This is a genomic window from Bradyrhizobium sp. BR 10289, from assembly GCF_019455385.1.
In the GTDB taxonomy this organism is placed as follows: Bacteria; Pseudomonadota; Alphaproteobacteria; order Rhizobiales; family Xanthobacteraceae; genus Bradyrhizobium.
The window spans coordinates 217,657-234,377 of the sequence record NZ_JACOFR010000007.1 but is presented as its reverse complement, the minus strand read 5'-3'; the positions used below and the strand labels follow the sequence as shown (position 1 = coordinate 234,377).

Here is a 16,721-nt window from a genome sequence, read left to right as displayed (position 1 = left end):
GAGATCGATATGGCCACGCCGAACACGCCGCTGTGGGAAGTCTTCATTCGCAGCCGCAACGGCCTCGCGCACAAGCATGTGGGATCACTGCATGCGAGCGATGCGACGATGGCTTTGCAAGCCGCCCGCGACATCTACACCCGCCGCGGCGAGGGCCTCTCCATTTGGGTCGTGCCGTCGACCGCGATCACCGCGAGCGATCCCGCCGAGAAGGGCATGATGTTCGAGCCGGCGGAATCGAAGATCTATCGGCATCCAACGTTTTATGAGGTGCCCGAGGAAGTGGGGCATATGTGATGGTGACCGCCAACATTCAGGTCTCCGAAACGCCGCTGGTGCTCTACGCGCTGCGCCGGGCCGACGATGCGCTGATCCTCGGCCACCGGCTGTCGGAATGGTGCGGACACGCGCCGATGCTGGAAGAGGACATGGCGCTGTCCAACATCGCGCTCGACCTGATCGGTCAGGCGCGTGAGCTCTACAGCTACGCCGCCAGGGTCGAAGGCGGGGGTAACGACGAAGACAAGCTCGCCTATTTGCGCGATGTCAGGCAGTACCGCAATCTGCTGCTGGTCGAGCAGCCCAATGGCGACTTCGCCCAGACCTTGGTGCGGCAGTTCTTCTATTCCGCCTTTGCCGATCTCTATTGGCGCGCGATGGTGACCTCGCGCGACACAACGCTCGCCGCCATTGCCGCGAAGTCGGAGAAGGAAAGCGCCTATCATCTGCGGCATTCTTCGGAATGGATCATCAGGCTCGGCGACGGCACCGACGAGAGCCATCAGCGGGCACAGGCCGCGATTGACCATCTCTGGGCGTTTACGGGCGAGATGTTCGCTGTCGACGACGGGGAGCGCGCCCTGATCCATGCAGGGATCGCCATCGATCCGGGCGCCTTGCGCGGGCGCTGGCTGACGACGCTGTCTGATGTGGTCGGTGAAGCAACGCTGAACCTGCCGCAGGCCGACTGGATGCAGCAGGGCGGCCGCGCCGGCCGCCACAGCGAACATCTCGGCCATCTCCTGTCCGAGCTGCAATCGATGCAGCGCACATTTCCGGGGCAGACATGGTGACGGTGCTGGAGCGCGACAGCGAGCTGCGCCGGCGTGCCTGGGACGCCGCTGCGAGCGTGGTCGATCCGGAAATTCCGGTGCTGACCATCGCCGATCTCGGTGTGCTGCGCGATGTCGTCGTCGACGGCGATCATGTCGAGGTCGCGATCACTCCGACCTATTCGGGTTGCCCGGCGATGAACATGATCGCGCTGGAAATCGAGATCGCTCTGGAGCGCGCCGGCTTCCGTGGTCCGAGGATTCGCACGGTGCTGTCTCCGGCCTGGACCACCGACTGGATGAGTGAGGAGGGACGGCAGAAGCTGCGAGGCTACGGCATCGCACCGCCGCAGGCCGCAAGCTCGCGCCGCGCGCTGTTCGGTGCGCAGGCCGTCGCATGCCCGCACTGCGGCTCCGAGAAGACGGAGCTGCTGTCCGAATTCGGCTCGACCTCCTGCAAGGCGCTCTGGCGCTGCAAGGCCTGCCGCGAACCTTTCGACTATTTCAAGTGTCATTGACAGACGCGGCAATGACGCCGGTGAACCAACATTAGAGTCTTCGTCATGTCCGCAGCCGCACCACGCTTCCATCGCCTGGCCGTCAACGACCTCCGCCGTGAGGCGTCGGATGCCGTCTCGATGACCTTCGCCATTCCCGGTGAGCTCGCCGGCGACTACACCTTCACGCCCGGCCAATACCTCACGCTGCGCACGACGCTCGATGGCGAGGAGGTGCGCCGCTCCTATTCGATCTGCTCCGGCCCCGACGACGGCGAGATCCGCATCGCCGTGAAAAAGGTGGACGGCGGCGCATTCTCAAGTTGGGCAGCCGAGGAGCTGAAACGCGGCGACGAGCTCGACGTGATGACGCCGACCGGCCGCTTCGGACTGGTCGCGCCCGCCGACGCCGGTCGCATCCATGTGGGCTTTGCCGCCGGCTCCGGCATTACGCCGATCCTGTCGATCGTGAAGGGCGTGCTGGCGCGCGAGCCGGACAGCCGCTTCTTCCTGTTCTACGGCAACCGCGCCACCGACAACATCATGTTCCGCGAAGCGCTCGAGGAGCTGAAGGACCGTTTCATCGACCGCCTCTCGATCTTCCACGTCATCTCTGGCGAGGAGCAGGACATCCCGATCCTGCATGGCCGGCTCGATGGCGACAAGGTGAGGGTGCTGCTGCGCTCGCTGGTGCCGGCGTCAAGCGTCGATCATGTCTTCATCTGCGGCCCCCTGGGCATGAGCGAGGACATCGAGGCGACCTGCCGCGACATCGGCATCGCGGACGAACGCATCCATGTCGAGCGCTTCGTCTCGGAATTCGGCGGCAAGCCGCGGCCGAAAAAGGTCGTCGCGCCCGATGCGCCGCCGAAGGCGATCGCATCCTTGATCATCGACGGCAAGCGCCGCGACGTGCCGGTCGCCGAGGACGAAGCGATCCTCGATGCCGCGCTGCGCGCCGGCGTCGATCTGCCCTTCGCCTGCAAGGGCGGCATGTGCTCGACCTGCCGGGCAAAACTGGTCGAGGGCGAGGCGCCGATGGACATCAACTATTCGCTGGAGCCCTGGGAGCTGAAGGCAGGCTTTGTTCTGACCTGCCAGGCCAAGCCATGTTCCGAGCGTGTCGTGGTCGATTACGACCATGTTTGACAGTGTTGTCCAACCAGCAGAACATTGCGTGCAAACAGCGGGGAGAAGCGCGTGAACGTCAAAGCCGGCCTGTCGCCTGAGGATGTTGCCCGCGCCTGCGCCGACGCCATGTGGGCGGAGGACGATGCCTCCAAAGGCCTTGGCATGGAGATCGTCGAGATCGGCCCGGGTTTTGCGACGCTCGCGATGAATGTGCGGCCGGATATGGTCAACGGCCAGCGCATCGCCCATGGCGGCTTCATCTTCACGCTCGCCGATTCAGCCTTTGCGTTCGCCTGTAACTCGCACAACGAGCGGGTGGTGGCCGCGCAGGGCCAGATCACCTTCATCAAGCCGGGCAAGCTCGGCGATCGCCTGATCGCGAGGGCGCGCGAGATCACGCGCGGGGGCCGTTCCGGCATCTACGACGTGCGCGTCACCGCCGGCGACACCGTCATCGCGGAATTCCGCGGGCATTCGCGTGTCATTCCCGGCACGTGGCTGCCCGCACAAAACCAATAAAGAAAAGAACGAAGCAATGTGGGGAAACCAGGATGGCTCTGACGAGGCTCAAGGAAGGCGGCCACGCCTATAGCGCCGAGATGGACGCGCATGAGCGCGCCTCCCGCGACGAGATCATGGCGCTGCAAACGCAGCGGCTGGCCTGGTCGCTGAAGCACGCCTACGACAATGTCGCGCATTATCGCAAGGCGTTCGACACGGCCGGCGTGCACCCGTCGGACTTTCGCGAGCTCTCCGATCTCGCGAAGTTTCCGTTCACGGTGAAGACGGATCTCCGCGACAATTATCCGTTCAACATGTTCGCCGTGCCGCGCGAAAAGCTGGTGCGCGTGCATGCCTCCTCGGGCACGACGGGCAAGCCGATCGTCGTCGGTTACACCCAGCGCGACATCGACACCTGGTCGGAGGTGATGGCGCGCTCGATCCGTGCCGCCGGCGGCCGCACCGGCATGATCATCCACAATGCCTATGGCTACGGTCTCTTCACCGGCGGGCTCGGCGTGCACTATGGCGCCGAGAAGCTCGGCTGCACCGTGGTGCCGATCTCGGGCGGCATGACCGAACGACAGGTGCAGCTCATCAACGATTTTCGGCCCGATATCATCACGGTGACGCCGAGCTACATGCTGGCGATCCTCGACGAGTTCAAGCGTCAGAAGCTTGACCCGCGCCAATGCTCGCTCAAGGTCGGCATTTTCGGCGCCGAGCCGTGGACCAACGCGATGCGGGGGGAGATCGAGGACGCCTTCGACATGGATGCGACGGACATCTATGGCCTCTCCGAGGTGATCGGCCCTGGCGTTGCGCAGGAGTGCATCGAGACCAAGGACGGCCTGCACATCTGGGAGGATCATTTCTATCCCGAGGTGATCGACCCCGAGACCGGCGCGGTGCTGCCGGATGGCGAGAAGGGCGAGCTGGTCTTCACCTCGCTCACCAAGGAAGCTTTTCCGGTGATCCGCTATCGCACCCGCGACCTGACGCGCTTGCTGCCGGGCACGGCGCGGCCGGGCATGCGGCGCATGGAGAAGGTGACGGGCCGCTCGGACGACATGATCATCCTGCGCGGCGTCAATCTGTTCCCGACCCAGATCGAGGAGGTGCTGCTCGCCACCGACTGGTGCGGCGGGCATTTCATCCTCGAACTGACCCGCGAGGGCCGCATGGACGAGCTGACCATCATCGCGGAGGCCCGGTCGGAGAGCTGGGACGGCCGTGGCCTCGTTGACCATGCCGATCGGGTGTCGACCCATATCAAGAACACCATCGGGATCACGTCGAGGGTTCAGATCGTCCCGCCGGACACGCTGGAACGCTCGCTCGGCAAGGCCAGGCGGCTCTACGACAAGCGGCCGAAGGATTGAGCGAGGACAGTCTCTCCCCGTCACCCTGAGGTGGCCGCTTCTTCAGCGGCCCTCGAAGGGCGACGGCCCGGATGCCGCAGCGGGGGGCGTTCATCCTTCGAGGCTCTCAGTGCGGTGCCGCGCACCGCACTGCTCGCGCCTCAGGATGACGGGCGGCAGTTGAGGATGCGGCGGTTGACTCGACCGTCCCCAAAGGCGACAAGGCCCGCGAGACATCGCGGGTCCTTTCCATGTCATCTGCCGATCCCCAAACCGTCGAAGCTCGTTGCGTGCGCCTCACTGCCAAGGCTGAAAACGCCGCGGCGGTTGCGCCTGTCGTTGAGCCCCACAAACTCACGCGTGGCCCGAACGATGTCCTGATCGAGGTCAAGGCCGCCGCCGTCAATCCGTCCGACGTCAAGGCCGCGACCGGGCTGATGCCCTATGCCGTCTTCCCGCGCACGCCCGGCCGCGATTACGCCGGTGTGGTGATCGACGGGCCGGCCGGCACGATCGGGCGCGAGGTGTTCGGCTCCTCCGGCGATCTCGGCATTCGCCGCGATGGCACCCACGCCAGCCATCTCGTCGTCGAGGCCGATGCCGTCGTGGAGAAGCCAAGGGCGGTGTCCTGGGAAGAGGCCGCCGGCATCGGCGTGCCCTTCGTCACGGCGATGGAAGGTTTTCGTCGCGCCGGCATTCCAAAGCCCGGTGAGACGGTGCTGGTGTTCGGCGTCAACGGCAAGGTCGGCCAGGCCGCCGTGCAGATCGCGACTTGGCAGGGCGCGCGCGTGATCGGCGTGGTCCGCAAGGCGGAAGCCTATGAAGGCCACAGCAATGCGCCGGTCGAGGTGATCGATGCTTCCGCGACCGATGTCGCGACGCGCGTGCGTGAGCTGACCGGCGGCAAGGGCGCCGACATCGTCTTCAACACGGTCGGCGATCCCTACTTCCAGGCCGCGCACAAGTCGTTGGCGCTGCGCGGCCGGCAGATCCTGATCGCCGCGATCGACCGCATCGTGCAGTTCAACATTCTCGAATTCTATCGCGGACAGCACACCTATGTCGGTATCGACACGCTCGGCCTGTCGTCGGCTGCAACGGGCGCGGTGCTGCGCGACCTCGGTCCGGGCTTTGTGAGCGGCCATCTGAAGCCGTTTCCGATCAAGGCAAACGCCGTCTATCCGCTGGAGCGCGCGAAGGAGGCCTATGTCGCGGTCGCCGGCTCCTCGCGGGACCGCGTGATCCTGAAGCCGTAATGATGGAATCCCCCCAGCTCGTCATCCTCGCCGGCCTTGCCATCGGCCTCATCTACGGCGCCGTTGGCCTGCTCAGCGGTTTCTGCCTGATGAGCAGCATGCGCGGCTTTTTGGCGAAGGGAGACAGCCGGCTGGTGCGCTCTTATGCGCTGGCGATTGCGGTTGCGATTGCCGCCAGCCAGTTCCTTGCGGGCAATGGCATGGCCGATCTCGGCAAGTCGATCTACCTGCAGCAATCCTTCTCGGTGCCGGTGCTCTTCCTCGGCGGTCTGCTGTTCGGCTACGGCATGGTGCTGTCGAACGGTTGCGGCTCGCGCGCGCTGGTGCTGCTCGGCCGCGGCAATCTCCGCTCCTTCGTCGTCGTGATCGTGCTTGCCATCGCCGCGCAGATGACGCTCAAGGGCTTGATCGCGCCGGCACGCATCGCACTGGTGCAGGCCTCGCAAACCACTTTCAGCGCCAATTCGCTGCCGTCGATGCTGGCGACGCTCGGTTTCACCGAAGTGAGCGCGCGCGCGATCGCTGCCGCCGTCATCGTCATCGCGCTGGTGCTGTTCGCGTTCGCGCATCCACCCTTCCGCCGCTCGTCGGGTCAGATCGCAGCGGGCTTCATTGTCGGCCTGCTCGTTGCCGCCGGCTGGTTCGTTACCGGCTATCTCGGCGCCGATGATTTCAACCCGGTGCCGGTGACGTCGCTCACTTTTGTCGCGCCAATCGCGGACACCCTGCAATATGTCATGCTCTCGACCGGCCTGGCGCTGAATTTTGGCATTGCGACCGTGGCCGGCGTCTTCGCCGGCAGCCTCGTCACCGCGCTCGCGACGGGGCGCTTCCACCTCGAAGGCTATTCGTCTCCGCGTCACATGCTGCGCTCGGCCGGTGGTGCCGCGCTGATGGGGATCGGCGGCGTGATGGCATTCGGCTGCTCGATCGGGCAGGGCCTCACGGGCGTCTCGACGCTTGCGTTCGGCTCGTTCGTCGCACTCGCCGGCATCCTGCTCGGCACGACGGCGGGCCTGCGCGGAGCCTTGCGCGTTCAGCCGCTCGCGGTGGCCTGACGGCGCTTGAGCCGGTCGCCCAGCGTCGCAAGGCCGATGCCGGTGACGATCAGCGCCGCCGCGACGGCAAGGCTCATGTCGATCGGCTCGCCCAGCAGGATCGCAGCGCTGGCGATGCCGACGAGCGGCGTTCCGGTGGTGCCGAGCGAGGTCGTCAGCGCCGAGATGCTCTTGTTGACCATCGACATCGCCCAATAGGCCAGCGCCGTTCCGATCAGACCGGAATACAGGAACAGCAGCACGAGCTTCCACGACCATTCCGCGTGCGGCAGGCCATCCGTGACGGCCGCCGATCCCGTCAGGATGATGGTTGCGACGAACACCTGCCAGATCAGCAGTTGCAACGGCGAGGCGATCCAGCGATGGGCGCGGATATAGATGATGTTCGCGGCCCAGGAGATCGCGGCGAGAATCACCATGCCGGCGCCGAGCACGACGTTGCCATTGGTCCAGTCGATCGACGTCGGGTTCAGGATCACGGCGAGGCCGATCAGCCCCAGCAGCGCACCGGCGAGCTTCGGCGCCGTCAGCGTGTCCTTGCCGAGCAGCGGCGCGGCGATCGCGACCCAGAGCGGCGTGGTGTAGCCGAGTACGATGGCCTTGCCCGCGGGCAGGAAGCGCACGCCGGCCGCAACCAGCACCGAGAAGATCGTCATGTGCAGCAGTGCGACGCTCAGGATCACCGGAATGTCGCGCCGCTCCGGGATCACCAGATTGTTGCTGAGCCCGAGGATCACGAACAATCCGGCCAGCGCGATCCAGCTCCGGATCGCCGACGTCCAGAGTGGCGGGAGAAACTGGACGAGCTGTTTCGTCACCGACCAGTTTACGCCCCAGGCCAGCACGACGATGAGAAACAGGCCGACGGCCGCGCGGGGTGACAGGGAGTTCATCGCAACATCCTTGAAGCAGTCCGGCACCGCAGGTAGCATCCGGCCTGGTCCTTGAAAAAGCGCCAGATCGAGAAGGAATAAGGTGCCAGTTTCCGACGACATGATCGCTGCGCTGATCGAGCTGAAGCGGACCGGCGAGGAAGGGCTCGTGGCCCAGCTGGCGAGCCGGCTCAGGGAGCTGATCGGAAGCGGCCGCATCGGCAGGGGCCGCGCATTGCCGTCGAGCCGCCGGCTCGCGAGCGATCTCGGCGTCTCCCGCAACACCGTCACCTACGCATTCGAGCAGCTTGCCGCCGAAGGATATCTGGCTGCGTCGCACGGGCGGCGCCCGGTCGTGACGGTCGACAGCGGCGAGCGCATCGTGCGGGCAGGCGCCATAGCGTCGCAGGTGCGCTCCGGCACGCCGCGGCTCTCTCCCTGGGCCTCGAAGCTCGCGCGGGCAGATTGGCCGATGTCCTATCAGGCGCCGATGAAGCCGCTGCGTCCCGGGCATGGCGATGCACGGGAGTTTCCGAGCGAGATCTGGGCCCGCTGCCTGCGCCGTAGCGCGGTGCGCGCAGGCAGGCGCGAGCTCGGCCCCGTCAACCGGCCGCGCCTGCGCGAGGCGCTGGCGCAATATCTGGCGGCCAGCCGAGGCGTTCGCGCCGGCGCAGACCAGATCCTGATCCTGCCGAGCGCGCAGGCGGCGCTGACCCTGATTGCAGCCGTGCTGATCACGCCCGGCGATGACGTCTGGGTGGAGGATCCCGGCTATCCCGGTGCGGTGGCCGCGTTCCGCGCCTCCGGTGCGCGCGTGAGCGGCATCAGGCTGGACGAGGAAGGCATGCAGCGGATGCCGGGCGGCGCGGCCCCGACGCTGATCTTCATGACGCCCTCGCACCAGCACCCGACCGGGCGGTTGATGTCGCTCACCCGCCGCATCGCGTTTCTAAAGCTCGGCAAGCCCGGCAAGACCTGGATCGTGGAAGACGATTACGACGGCGAATTCCACTACGACAGCCGGCCGGTGCCAGCCTTGCAGGGATTGGATACCGATGGCCGCGTGTTCTATGTCGGCACGTTCACGAAGGCGATGACCTCGGATATCCGGCTCGGCTATCTCGTCGTGCCGCCGGCCCTGGTCGGCACGCTCGATATCGCGCAGCGGCATATCGGCCTGATCGCGTCCAGCCACATCCAGGAGGCGCTCGCCGAGTTCATCACCGACGGGCATTTCCTCGCGCATCTGCGCCGGATGCGCCGGCTCTATCACGCGCGCCGCGATCATCTGGCCGAGGGGCTGGAGCGCCATCTCGGCGAGGTGCTGACGGCCGAAGTTCCCTCAGGCGGCATCCAGCTCGTCGCGCGCCTGAAGCGCGGCGCCGCCGATCGGGCAGCGGTCAAGCGGTTGGCCGAGGCAGGCGTCGTGACGCGCGCGCTGTCCGGCCTGTCACTCGGAAAGCCGCGCGATCACGGCCTGCTGCTCGGCTTCGCCGCCTGGCGCGAGGGCGAGATCAGCGCGGCCCTGCGAACGATGGCGTCGTGCTTCTAGGGTAAGCCGGTTAGTCCACCGCCTTCGTCACGATCCGGATCTCCGAGGTGAGTGTCCGGTGCACCGGGCACTTGTCGGCGATCTCCATCAGCTTCTTGCGCTGCTCGGCATCGAGCGCGCCGTCGATCGCGATATCGCGCTCGATCTGGTCGAGCATGCCGTCGCGCGTCTCGCACTCCGCGCAGTCCTTGGCGTAGATCTTCGAATGCTTCAACGTGACGGTGACGCGATCCAGCGGCAGCGACTTGCGGTCGGCATAGAGGCGCATGGTCATGGAGGTGCAGGCGCCGAGACCGGCGAGCAGGAAATCATAGGGGCCGGGGCCGGCATCCTCGCCGCCGGCGGCTTTCGGTTCGTCCGCGACGAGATGATGCGGCCCGACCGTGATGATCTGGTTGAACTTGCTCTTGCGGGTCTCCTGCACCACGACTTTTCGTGGTTCTTCGACCAGATCCATCGCCTTCGCAGGTTTTGCCGTGTCGATGTAGCGGCTGGCCCAGGCGGTGATCACATCCGCCGCGTAGAGCGCGTCGGCGGGCTTGCTCAGCAGATGATCGGCATGGTCGAGCGAGACAAAACTCTTGGGGTGTTTTGCCGAAACGAAGATCTTCGTCGCATTGTCGATGCCGACGGTATCGTCGACCGGCGAGTGCATAACCAGCAGCGCCTTGTGCAAGCCCGTGATGTCCTTCATCAGCTCGTGCTCGGCGATGTCGTCGAGGAATTCGCGCTTGATCCGGAACGGGCGCCCCGCCAGCGAAACTTCGACCTCACCTTGGGTGCGGATGTCGTCGATGTGCTCCTTGAACAGGCCGGTGACATGGGCGGGGTCGGAGGGGGCCGCGAGGGTCGCGACCGCGCTGGCCTCGGGAATCTTTCCGGCCGCCGCCAGGATCGCGGCGCCGCCGAGGCTGTGGCCGATCAAGAGCGACGGCGCCTTGCGGGTCTCGCGCAGGTGATCCGCGGCGCGCACGAGATCGGCGACATTGGAAGAGAAGGTCGAGTTGGCGAAATCACCCTCGCTGGAACCCAGTCCGGTGAAATCGAAGCGCAGCACCGCGATTCCCTTGGCGGCGAGCGCGACCGAGATGCGCTTGGCCGCCAGCGTGTCCTTGCCGCAGGTGAAGCAATGCGCGAACAGCGCATAGGCCGCGGGCTCGCCGTCGGGCAGTTCCAGCGCGGCGGCGAGCTGATGGCCACCTTCGCCGGTGAATTGAAAGCGCTCCGTCGGCATGGGCTTCCCCCGTGTCTGCGTGAATCCTAATCGCCTGAATAGCGCTGCTCGGCCCAGGGATCGCCGCGGTTATGATAGCCGCGGACTTCCCAGAAGCCAGGTGCGTCCTCGGTCACGAACTCGATGGCCTGCAGCCATTTCGCGCTCTTCCAGAAATAGAGATGCGGAACGACCAGCCGCACCGGGCCGCCGTGCTCTGCCGTCAGCGGCTGGCCCGACCAGCTATGGGCGAGCAGGGCGTCCTCGGCGGCGAAGTCGTCCAGCGGAAGGTTGGTGGTGTAACCGTCGTAGGAATGCAGCACCACGAAGCGCGCGTCCTCCCGCGGCCGGCAGGCCGCGAGCAGCTCGCGCGTGGCGAGGCCTTCCCACTCATTGTCGTAGCGTGACCAGGTCGTCACGCAGTGGATGTCGGAGGTGAACTGGTCCTGCTTCTGCGCCATGAACTCGGCAAAGGTCCAGAACACGGGATTTTCGACCGCGCCGTAGACGTCGAGCCGCCAGCGCTCGCGCGACACCGGCGGCATCACGCCGAGATCGAGCACCGGCCAGTCCTTCGTCAGGTGCTGGCCCGGCGGCAGGCGCTGGTCTTCCGGACGTGTGATCTTGCCCGTGAGGAAGCGGCCTTCGCGCGCCCATTTCTCCTTGGTTCGCGTCAGCTTGCTGTCGGATGGCGTCTCGTCGGTCATGATCCACTCGTCAATGAGCTATTCGTGGCGATGCATTGCGGAGGCGTGCTTGGTGTCGCGCATGGTGGAATAGATGATCAGCGACAGGCAGATGACTCCGGCGAGGTAGTAGTAGAACCATTCCTCGTGCCCGATGCTCTTGAAATAGAGCGCGATCGCAGGCGCCGTGCCGCCGAAGACCGAGACCGTGATGGCATAGGGCAGGCCGACGCCGAGGGCGCGGACGTTGGTGGGGAACAGCTCCGCCTTCACCACCGCGTTGATCGAGGTGTAGCCGGCGACGAACATCCAGGCGCAGCAAATCAGGATGAACGCTGTGAATGGCGACTTGGTCTCCTTCAGCGTCATCAGCAGCGGCACGGTCGCGAGCGTGCCGGCGACGCCGAAGAAGATCAGCAGCGGCTTGCGCCCGATCTTGTCGGAGATGGCGCCGTAGATCGGCTGCAGGAGGGTCGCGAAGATCAGCGTGCCGAAGATCACGAACGTGGTCTGGTCTTCGGTCAGCCCGACCGACAGCTTGACGAAGGTCTGCATGTAGGTGGTGAAGGTGTAGAACGCCGCGGTGCCGCCGGCGGTGAGGCCGACCACCAGCAGCAGCTCGCGCGGATAGCGCAAGAGATTGGCGATCGAGCCGGTTGGTTTCACCACCTTCTTGGCTTCCTCGAACGCCTCGGTCTCGTGCAGATTGCGCCGCATCACCGCGGCAAAGATCGCAAGCGCGGCGCCGATCGCAAACGGGATGCGCCAGCCCCAGGATTTGAGCTCCTCAGGCGTCAGGAACACCTTTTGCAGAAGCAGCAGGACGATGATCGCGGTGAGCTGGCCGCCGATCAGGGTGACGTATTGGAAGCTCGAGTAGAACCCGCGATGCCTGGGATCGGCGACCTCGCTGAGATACGTGGCGCTGGCGCCGTATTCGCCGCCCAGGCTAAGGCCCTCGATGACGCGGGCGAGCGCCAGGATCACCGGCGCGGCAAAGCCGATCGTGGCATAGGTCGGCGTCAGCGCAATGATCAGCGAACCGAAGCACATGAAGACGACTGACAGCGTCAGCGAGAGGCGACGGCCGAAACGGTCGGCGATATAGCCGAACAGCCAGCCGCCGAGCGGGCGCATCAGGAAGGTCGCCGCGAAGACCACGGCGACGTTCAGTTGCTGCACCACCGGATCGTTGCCGGGGAAGAAGGCAGGGGCGAAATAGAGCGCAAACGCCGTATAGGCGTAGAAATCGTACCACTCGACGAGATTGCCGATCGAGCCGATCAGGATCGCCTTGATCCGCCGCTCGGCGTCGGCGATGTCGATATGGTCGGAGGCCGTTTGGGTTGTTTGCTCAGTCACGTCCGGCCTTTCCGCTGTTTGGAAAGGCTTACATCGCCTTTCCCAGCAGAATTGGCAACTGGCGCGGGCCTCTCACCGTGCCCTGCGACCAGGTCACGGTGCCTGCCGGATCGAGGGCGAAGTCCGGGATCCGCTTCAGCCATTCCTCCAGCGCCACCTGCATCTCCATCCGTGCCAGGTTGGAACCGACGCAACGATGGATGCCAAGACCGAAGGCGGCGTGGCGGTTCTCCCGGCGGTCGATCACGACTTTGTCAGCCTCCGGAAACATCTTGGGGTCGCGGTTGGCGGCCGGGAAGGACAGCAGCACCATGTTGCCCGCCTTGACCGGACAGCCCGAGACCGTGGTGTCCTTGACCACCTCGCGCGCCATGGTCACCGGCGAATAGGCGCGCAGCAGTTCCTCCACCGCGGTCGGGATCAGCGCAGGCTCGGCGATCAGCCGCTCGCGGTCAACAGGCGTCCTGGCGAGATGCCAGAGCGAGGAGCCGATCGCGCTCCAGGTGGTGTCGATGCCGGCGATCAGCAGCAGCCGCAGCGAGCCCAGCACGTGGGACTCTTCCAGCGGCTGGCCCTCCTTGTCCTTGGCGTTCATTAGGTAGGAGATCAGGTCGTCGGTCGGCTTGTTCTTGCGCTGCTCGATATGCGTCGTGAAATAGGCGCTCATCTCCTGCACGGCCTGGAGCAGCTTGCTCTCGTCCTTGATGCCGAGCTCGAGGATCATGTGGATCCAGTTGATGAAGAGGTCGCTGTCGCTCTCGGGAATGCCGAGCATGTGCGCGATGGCCTGAACCGGAATGTATTTGGCATAGCGCGCGGCCGCGTCGACCTTGCCGTCGGCGATGAACCCGTCGATCAGCTCGTTGCAGATCGCGCGCATCCGCGGTTCCAGCTTCTTCATCGCGTCCGGCGTGAAGGGCGGCAGCAGCAGCTGTTTCGCCGGCTTGTGCACGGGCGGATCGGACGTGATCGGCGGCGCCGCGTTCCGGGCGACTTCGGGGCGGACATCGCGGACGATGATGCGGCGCGAGGAGAAGTGTTCGGTGTCGTTTGCGATTTCGCGCACCGCCTCATAGGTGGTCGGCATGTAGCAGCCGAGGAAGCGTTCGGTGTGCACCACCGGGCTTGCGGCGCGCAGCTGATCCCAGATCGGGAAGGGATCGTCCGTCCATTGCGGATCGGTGTGGTCGAAATCGTGGACCCAGTCGGTCACGGGCGGATGGGCGGCGGGCTGGCTGACGTCGGACATGTCGAATCCCTTGAGGCTCGTGTTCGCTGAAAGCACGCTGGGAGCGGCAGGGGCCGCGTTACTCCTCGATCACATCGATCGCGATTTCCGGGCAGTTGGATTTGGCAAGCCATGCCTTGTCTTCGAGACCCGGCGGAACGATGCCGTCACCGGCCTCATGGGCGTTGCCGTATTCGTCGAGCTCGAACAGCTCCGGCGCCAGCGCCTTGCAGCGTGCGTGGCCCTGGCACTTGTCGGGATCGACCCGAACCCTCAGTCGCTCTGTCATGGCGGCTTCCCTGGTCGTATGCGCTCAGGCCCGGAGGGCGGCGCGTTCCTCACCTGGATTATATTCTAAGTTATATCCTATTACATTCGCGACAGGCTTCCCCTGTCAAGCGCAAACTTATAGGCTCGGCGCAGCATGCGTTCACAACTTGCCCGTAAGCCGGTCAACACCTACCACCATGGCGATCTCCGCGACGCCCTGATCAAGGCCGCGCTGCGTGAGGCGGAGCAGGGCGGGGCGGAAGCGATCAGCATCAAGGCGCTGGCAAAGCAGCTTGGCGTCTCGCAGCCGGCGCCCTATCGGCATTTCGCCGATCGTGACGCGCTGCTAACGGCGGTGACGGCGGAGGCGTTCCGGCAGCTCAGTGCACTTCTACGCGAGGCGATGGCGAAGCCGTCGAAGCAATCGAAGCTGTCGCGGCTGGCGCAGGCGACGCTCGATTTCGGCCTGCGCCGCAACGGCATCTATCGCCTGATGTTCGCGTCCCGCACCGTGTCATGCGCGGCCAAAGGGAGCGAGCTCCATCAGGCGACGCACGAGACGTTTGGACTCGTGATCGAAGCGCTGGAGGCGCCCGCGGTCGGTTTCCTGCGCGAGCGGCAGGCCCTCAAGATCTGGGCAGCGCTGCACGGCGTCGTGATGCTGGCCGAGCAGGGGTTGCTCACGGGCGAGGCCGCGCACACCACGCGTGAGGAGCTCGTTGAGGATTTCGTCAATGAGACCAAGGCCGCGCTCGCGGCGGCCATCAAGGATGCGCAGCGCCGGAAAAAGACGGACGCTTAGAGCGTTTTCGAGCGAAGTGGATACCGGTTCGCGTCAAGAAAACTCTAGGCTTTCGCCTTCAGCAATGTCATCAGCTTCTCGACCGCACTGTCCGGCGTCGTAACGACCGGACGGCCCGTGGCTTCCGCGACCATCGGCGCGGTGGATGCGATGCTGAACTGCGCGAGCGCAATGACGTCGCAATCGCGCAAATCCTTGGAGGCCTCGACGATCAGCCGGTCGTGCGTCGCGCGGTCGCCGCGATCGAGCGCGGCCAGCGCGCCCTCGGCAAGTTTCGGCACGATCTGGACCAAGGCCGGAAATTCCGGTGGCATCGAGGCCAGTGTTGGCGGGAAGGTCGAGAGCAGGCCGATCCGCTTTCCTATGGTCACGGCGCGTTCGATCATCGCTTCGTTCGGCTTCAGCACCGGCATCGGCGCATGCGCCCGCGCCACCGCCTCAATGCAGAGGCCGAAGGCCGAGCAGGTGAACAGGATCGCGTCTGCTCCCGTCGCTGCGGCATAGTCGCCGAGCGCGAGGAAGCGGTCAGTCATGGCGTCGTTGAGCTTGCCATCGCGCGCGAGATCCGCCGACAGGCTGTCGTCGAGCAGGTTCATCAGCCGCGCCTGTGGCCATGTGAGTGCGAACGCAGCCTCGATCGGGGCGATGGAGTGCTTGAGGGCATGGATCAGGGCGATGCGTGGGGGAGTCGTCATTGAACAGGGCTACCTGACAGGTCTCGTGCCCCGGACGCAACGCAATGCAAAGTATTGCGCTGCAGAGCCGGGGCCCATTTTTTTAGAGCATCGGAAGCCGTGGCTTCCTGGATCCCGCCTCTGCGCCGCAGCGTTGCACGCTGCAGCGTGTCCGGGACACGAGAACCGTTTACTTGAACGGCACCGCGTACATCAGGCCGCCCTTGCTCCAGAGGCCGTTGAGGCCGCGCTCGAGCTTGAGCGGGCTCGCCTTGCCGACATTGCGCTCGTAGATCTCGCCGTAATTGCCGGTGGCCTTGATCGCCGTGACCAGCCATTTGTTGTCGAGCCCGAGCCGCGAGCCGAGATCGCCGGAGGCTCCTAACAGACGCTGGATCGCGGGTACTTGCGACTTCGCCATCTCCTCGACATTGGCTTGCGTGACGCCGAGCTCCTCGGCTTCGATCAGGCCGTAGTGCAGCCAGGTGATGATGTCGCTCCAGACCTCGTCGCCGTTGCGGGTGAACGGGCCGAGCGGCTCCTTGCTGATGGTCTGCGGTAGCACGACGTAATCGGCCGGGTTCGGCGCCGCGGTCGTCACCGCGCCGGCGAGCGCGGAGGCGTCCTGGGTCATGGCATCGCAGCGGCCGCCGAAGAAGGTCTGGTACATGGTGTCGACGCGGTCGAACACCAGCGGCTTCCAGTCGATGCCGTTGGCGCGGCCGTAATCGCCGAGCGTGACCTCGTGCGTGGTGCCCTGCGCGACGCAGACGGTCGCGCCTTTCAGGTCCTTGATCTCCTTCACGCCGAGGTCCTTCTTCACGACAAAACCCTGGCCGTCATAGAAGTTGATCGGGCCCTGGCGCAGGCCCAGCGTGACGCCGCGCAAGTAGGTCTGCGTCGAATTGCGGTAGAGCACGTCGATCTCGCCCGACTGCAGCGCGGTGAAGCGGTTCTGCGCGGTCAGCGAGACGTACTTCACTTTCGTCGCATCGCCGAGCACGCCGGCTGCGAGCGCGCGGCAATAGTCGACGTCGAGGCCCTTGTAATTACCTTGCGAGTCCGGTGCCGAGAAGCCGGCAAAGCCGGCGCTGACGCCGCACACCAGCGTGCCACGGCTCTTCACCGTGTCGAGCGTCGCCGCCTGCGCCACCACCGTTGATGCAGCCAGCAAGCCTGCTGCGATAACCACTTTCCTCATGATGC

General features: G+C 65.4%; 18 protein-coding genes. 10 read left to right on the top strand and 8 right to left on the bottom strand.

Annotated elements, in window-relative coordinates; genetic code table 11:
- Positions 1 to 9 precede the first annotated feature (9 nt).
- The 8 genes from paaB to HYH08_RS15090 all read left to right on the top strand — a co-directional run bounded on the left by paaB (position 10) and on the right by HYH08_RS15090 (position 6,856).
- Complete coding sequence (gene paaB / locus HYH08_RS15125; RefSeq protein WP_008136594.1) at positions 10 to 297, top strand: 1,2-phenylacetyl-CoA epoxidase subunit PaaB; 288 nt, start codon at positions 10 to 12, stop codon at positions 295 to 297.
- Complete coding sequence (gene paaC / locus HYH08_RS15120) at positions 297 to 1,073, top strand: 1,2-phenylacetyl-CoA epoxidase subunit PaaC (protein ID WP_220010604.1); 777 nt, start codon at positions 297 to 299, stop codon at positions 1,071 to 1,073. The genes paaB and paaC overlap by 1 nt, the downstream gene beginning before the upstream one ends.
- Positions 1,067 to 1,570: a 1,2-phenylacetyl-CoA epoxidase subunit PaaD gene (paaD, locus tag HYH08_RS15115; RefSeq protein WP_220010603.1), complete on the top strand. Its 504-nt coding sequence runs from the start codon at positions 1,067 to 1,069 to the stop codon at positions 1,568 to 1,570. Before paaC ends, paaD begins: the two co-directional genes overlap by 7 nt.
- Before the next feature lie 45 nt (positions 1,571 to 1,615).
- Positions 1,616 to 2,698, top strand: coding sequence for a 1,2-phenylacetyl-CoA epoxidase subunit PaaE (paaE, locus tag HYH08_RS15110; protein WP_220010602.1), 1,083 nt, complete (start codon positions 1,616 to 1,618; stop codon positions 2,696 to 2,698).
- A 51-nt stretch (positions 2,699 to 2,749) separates the two neighbouring features.
- The gene (gene paaI, locus HYH08_RS15105) at positions 2,750 to 3,199 is read left to right on the top strand and encodes a hydroxyphenylacetyl-CoA thioesterase PaaI (protein ID WP_220010601.1); all 450 of its coding nucleotides are present in this window, start codon (positions 2,750 to 2,752) and stop codon (positions 3,197 to 3,199) included.
- 32 nt (positions 3,200 to 3,231) lie between these two features.
- Positions 3,232 to 4,563, top strand: a complete 1,332-nt coding sequence (paaK, locus tag HYH08_RS15100; protein WP_220010600.1) for a phenylacetate--CoA ligase PaaK — start codon at positions 3,232 to 3,234, stop codon at positions 4,561 to 4,563.
- A 230-nt stretch (positions 4,564 to 4,793) separates the two neighbouring features.
- On the top strand, positions 4,794 to 5,798 hold the full coding sequence (locus HYH08_RS15095; RefSeq protein WP_220010599.1) for a quinone oxidoreductase family protein: 1,005 nt from the start codon (positions 4,794 to 4,796) through the stop codon (positions 5,796 to 5,798).
- 2 nt (positions 5,799 to 5,800) lie between these two features.
- Positions 5,801 to 6,856: a YeeE/YedE family protein gene (locus HYH08_RS15090; protein ID WP_220010659.1), complete on the top strand. Its 1,056-nt coding sequence runs from the start codon at positions 5,801 to 5,803 to the stop codon at positions 6,854 to 6,856.
- On the opposite strand, the gene HYH08_RS15085 is transcribed toward HYH08_RS15090, so the two are convergent.
- Entirely contained in the window at positions 6,835 to 7,749 is a 915-nt protein-coding gene (locus tag HYH08_RS15085) for a DMT family transporter (protein ID WP_220010598.1), read from the bottom strand. The two genes, HYH08_RS15090 and HYH08_RS15085, sit on opposite strands and share 22 nt — an antisense overlap.
- Before the next feature lie 100 nt (positions 7,750 to 7,849).
- On the opposite strand from HYH08_RS15085, the gene pdxR reads away from it, so the two are divergent.
- The gene (gene pdxR, locus HYH08_RS15080; RefSeq protein ID WP_220010660.1) at positions 7,850 to 9,280 is read left to right on the top strand and encodes a MocR-like pyridoxine biosynthesis transcription factor PdxR; all 1,431 of its coding nucleotides are present in this window, start codon (positions 7,850 to 7,852) and stop codon (positions 9,278 to 9,280) included.
- Positions 9,281 to 9,290: 10 nt separating this feature from the next.
- Here the strand turns inward: pdxR and HYH08_RS15075 are convergent, their stop codons facing one another.
- Genes HYH08_RS15075 through HYH08_RS15055 form a run of 5 tightly spaced genes read right to left on the bottom strand, consistent with a single transcriptional unit; the run spans position 9,291 to position 14,058 of the window.
- Positions 9,291 to 10,514, bottom strand: a complete 1,224-nt coding sequence (locus HYH08_RS15075) for a bifunctional alpha/beta hydrolase/OsmC family protein (protein WP_220010597.1) — start codon at positions 10,512 to 10,514, stop codon at positions 9,291 to 9,293.
- Positions 10,515 to 10,540: 26 nt separating this feature from the next.
- Positions 10,541 to 11,200 (bottom strand): sulfite oxidase-like oxidoreductase, encoded by a 660-nt coding sequence (locus HYH08_RS15070; RefSeq protein ID WP_220010596.1) that lies wholly within the window; start codon positions 11,198 to 11,200, stop codon positions 10,541 to 10,543.
- An 18-nt stretch (positions 11,201 to 11,218) separates the two neighbouring features.
- Positions 11,219 to 12,541 (bottom strand): MFS transporter, encoded by a 1,323-nt coding sequence (locus HYH08_RS15065; RefSeq protein ID WP_220010595.1) that lies wholly within the window; start codon positions 12,539 to 12,541, stop codon positions 11,219 to 11,221.
- Positions 12,542 to 12,569: 28 nt separating this feature from the next.
- Positions 12,570 to 13,790: a cytochrome P450 gene (locus HYH08_RS15060; protein ID WP_220010594.1), complete on the bottom strand. Its 1,221-nt coding sequence runs from the start codon at positions 13,788 to 13,790 to the stop codon at positions 12,570 to 12,572.
- Positions 13,791 to 13,848: 58 nt separating this feature from the next.
- The gene (locus HYH08_RS15055) at positions 13,849 to 14,058 is read right to left on the bottom strand and encodes a ferredoxin (RefSeq protein WP_063196194.1); all 210 of its coding nucleotides are present in this window, start codon (positions 14,056 to 14,058) and stop codon (positions 13,849 to 13,851) included.
- Between the two features lie 135 nt (positions 14,059 to 14,193).
- Between HYH08_RS15055 and HYH08_RS15050 the strand changes: the two genes are divergently transcribed.
- Complete coding sequence (locus HYH08_RS15050) at positions 14,194 to 14,841, top strand: TetR/AcrR family transcriptional regulator (RefSeq protein WP_220010593.1); 648 nt, start codon at positions 14,194 to 14,196, stop codon at positions 14,839 to 14,841.
- 44 nt (positions 14,842 to 14,885) lie between these two features.
- On the opposite strand, the gene HYH08_RS15045 is transcribed toward HYH08_RS15050, so the two are convergent.
- Complete coding sequence (locus tag HYH08_RS15045; RefSeq protein WP_220010592.1) at positions 14,886 to 15,536, bottom strand: aspartate/glutamate racemase family protein; 651 nt, start codon at positions 15,534 to 15,536, stop codon at positions 14,886 to 14,888.
- Positions 15,537 to 15,705: 169 nt separating this feature from the next.
- Complete coding sequence (locus tag HYH08_RS15040; protein ID WP_220010658.1) at positions 15,706 to 16,719, bottom strand: amino acid ABC transporter substrate-binding protein; 1,014 nt, start codon at positions 16,717 to 16,719, stop codon at positions 15,706 to 15,708.
- Positions 16,720 to 16,721 lie beyond the last annotated feature (2 nt).

What these genes read in the sequence shown, in the direction of transcription:
- paaB (WP_008136594.1), top strand. Translation starts at nt 10, where the DNA reads ATGGCCACGCCGAACACGCCGCTGTGGGAAGTCTTCATTCGCAGCCGC.
- paaE (WP_220010602.1), top strand. Translation starts at nt 1,616, where the DNA reads ATGTCCGCAGCCGCACCACGCTTCCATCGCCTGGCCGTCAACGACCTC.
- HYH08_RS15095 (WP_220010599.1), top strand. Translation starts at nt 4,794, where the DNA reads ATGTCATCTGCCGATCCCCAAACCGTCGAAGCTCGTTGCGTGCGCCTC.
- paaC (WP_220010604.1), top strand. Translation starts at nt 297, where the DNA reads ATGGTGACCGCCAACATTCAGGTCTCCGAAACGCCGCTGGTGCTCTAC.
- HYH08_RS15045 (WP_220010592.1), bottom strand. Translation starts at nt 15,536, where the DNA reads ATGACGACTCCCCCACGCATCGCCCTGATCCATGCCCTCAAGCACTCC.
- HYH08_RS15060 (WP_220010594.1), bottom strand. Translation starts at nt 13,790, where the DNA reads ATGTCCGACGTCAGCCAGCCCGCCGCCCATCCGCCCGTGACCGACTGG.
- HYH08_RS15050 (WP_220010593.1), top strand. Translation starts at nt 14,194, where the DNA reads ATGCGTTCACAACTTGCCCGTAAGCCGGTCAACACCTACCACCATGGC.
- HYH08_RS15090 (WP_220010659.1), top strand. Translation starts at nt 5,801, where the DNA reads ATGGAATCCCCCCAGCTCGTCATCCTCGCCGGCCTTGCCATCGGCCTC.
- HYH08_RS15055 (WP_063196194.1), bottom strand. Translation starts at nt 14,058, where the DNA reads ATGACAGAGCGACTGAGGGTTCGGGTCGATCCCGACAAGTGCCAGGGC.
- HYH08_RS15085 (WP_220010598.1), bottom strand. Translation starts at nt 7,749, where the DNA reads ATGAACTCCCTGTCACCCCGCGCGGCCGTCGGCCTGTTTCTCATCGTC.
- paaD (WP_220010603.1), top strand. Translation starts at nt 1,067, where the DNA reads ATGGTGACGGTGCTGGAGCGCGACAGCGAGCTGCGCCGGCGTGCCTGG.
- HYH08_RS15070 (WP_220010596.1), bottom strand. Translation starts at nt 11,200, where the DNA reads ATGACCGACGAGACGCCATCCGACAGCAAGCTGACGCGAACCAAGGAG.
- pdxR (WP_220010660.1), top strand. Translation starts at nt 7,850, where the DNA reads ATGATCGCTGCGCTGATCGAGCTGAAGCGGACCGGCGAGGAAGGGCTC.
- paaK (WP_220010600.1), top strand. Translation starts at nt 3,232, where the DNA reads ATGGCTCTGACGAGGCTCAAGGAAGGCGGCCACGCCTATAGCGCCGAG.
- HYH08_RS15075 (WP_220010597.1), bottom strand. Translation starts at nt 10,514, where the DNA reads ATGCCGACGGAGCGCTTTCAATTCACCGGCGAAGGTGGCCATCAGCTC.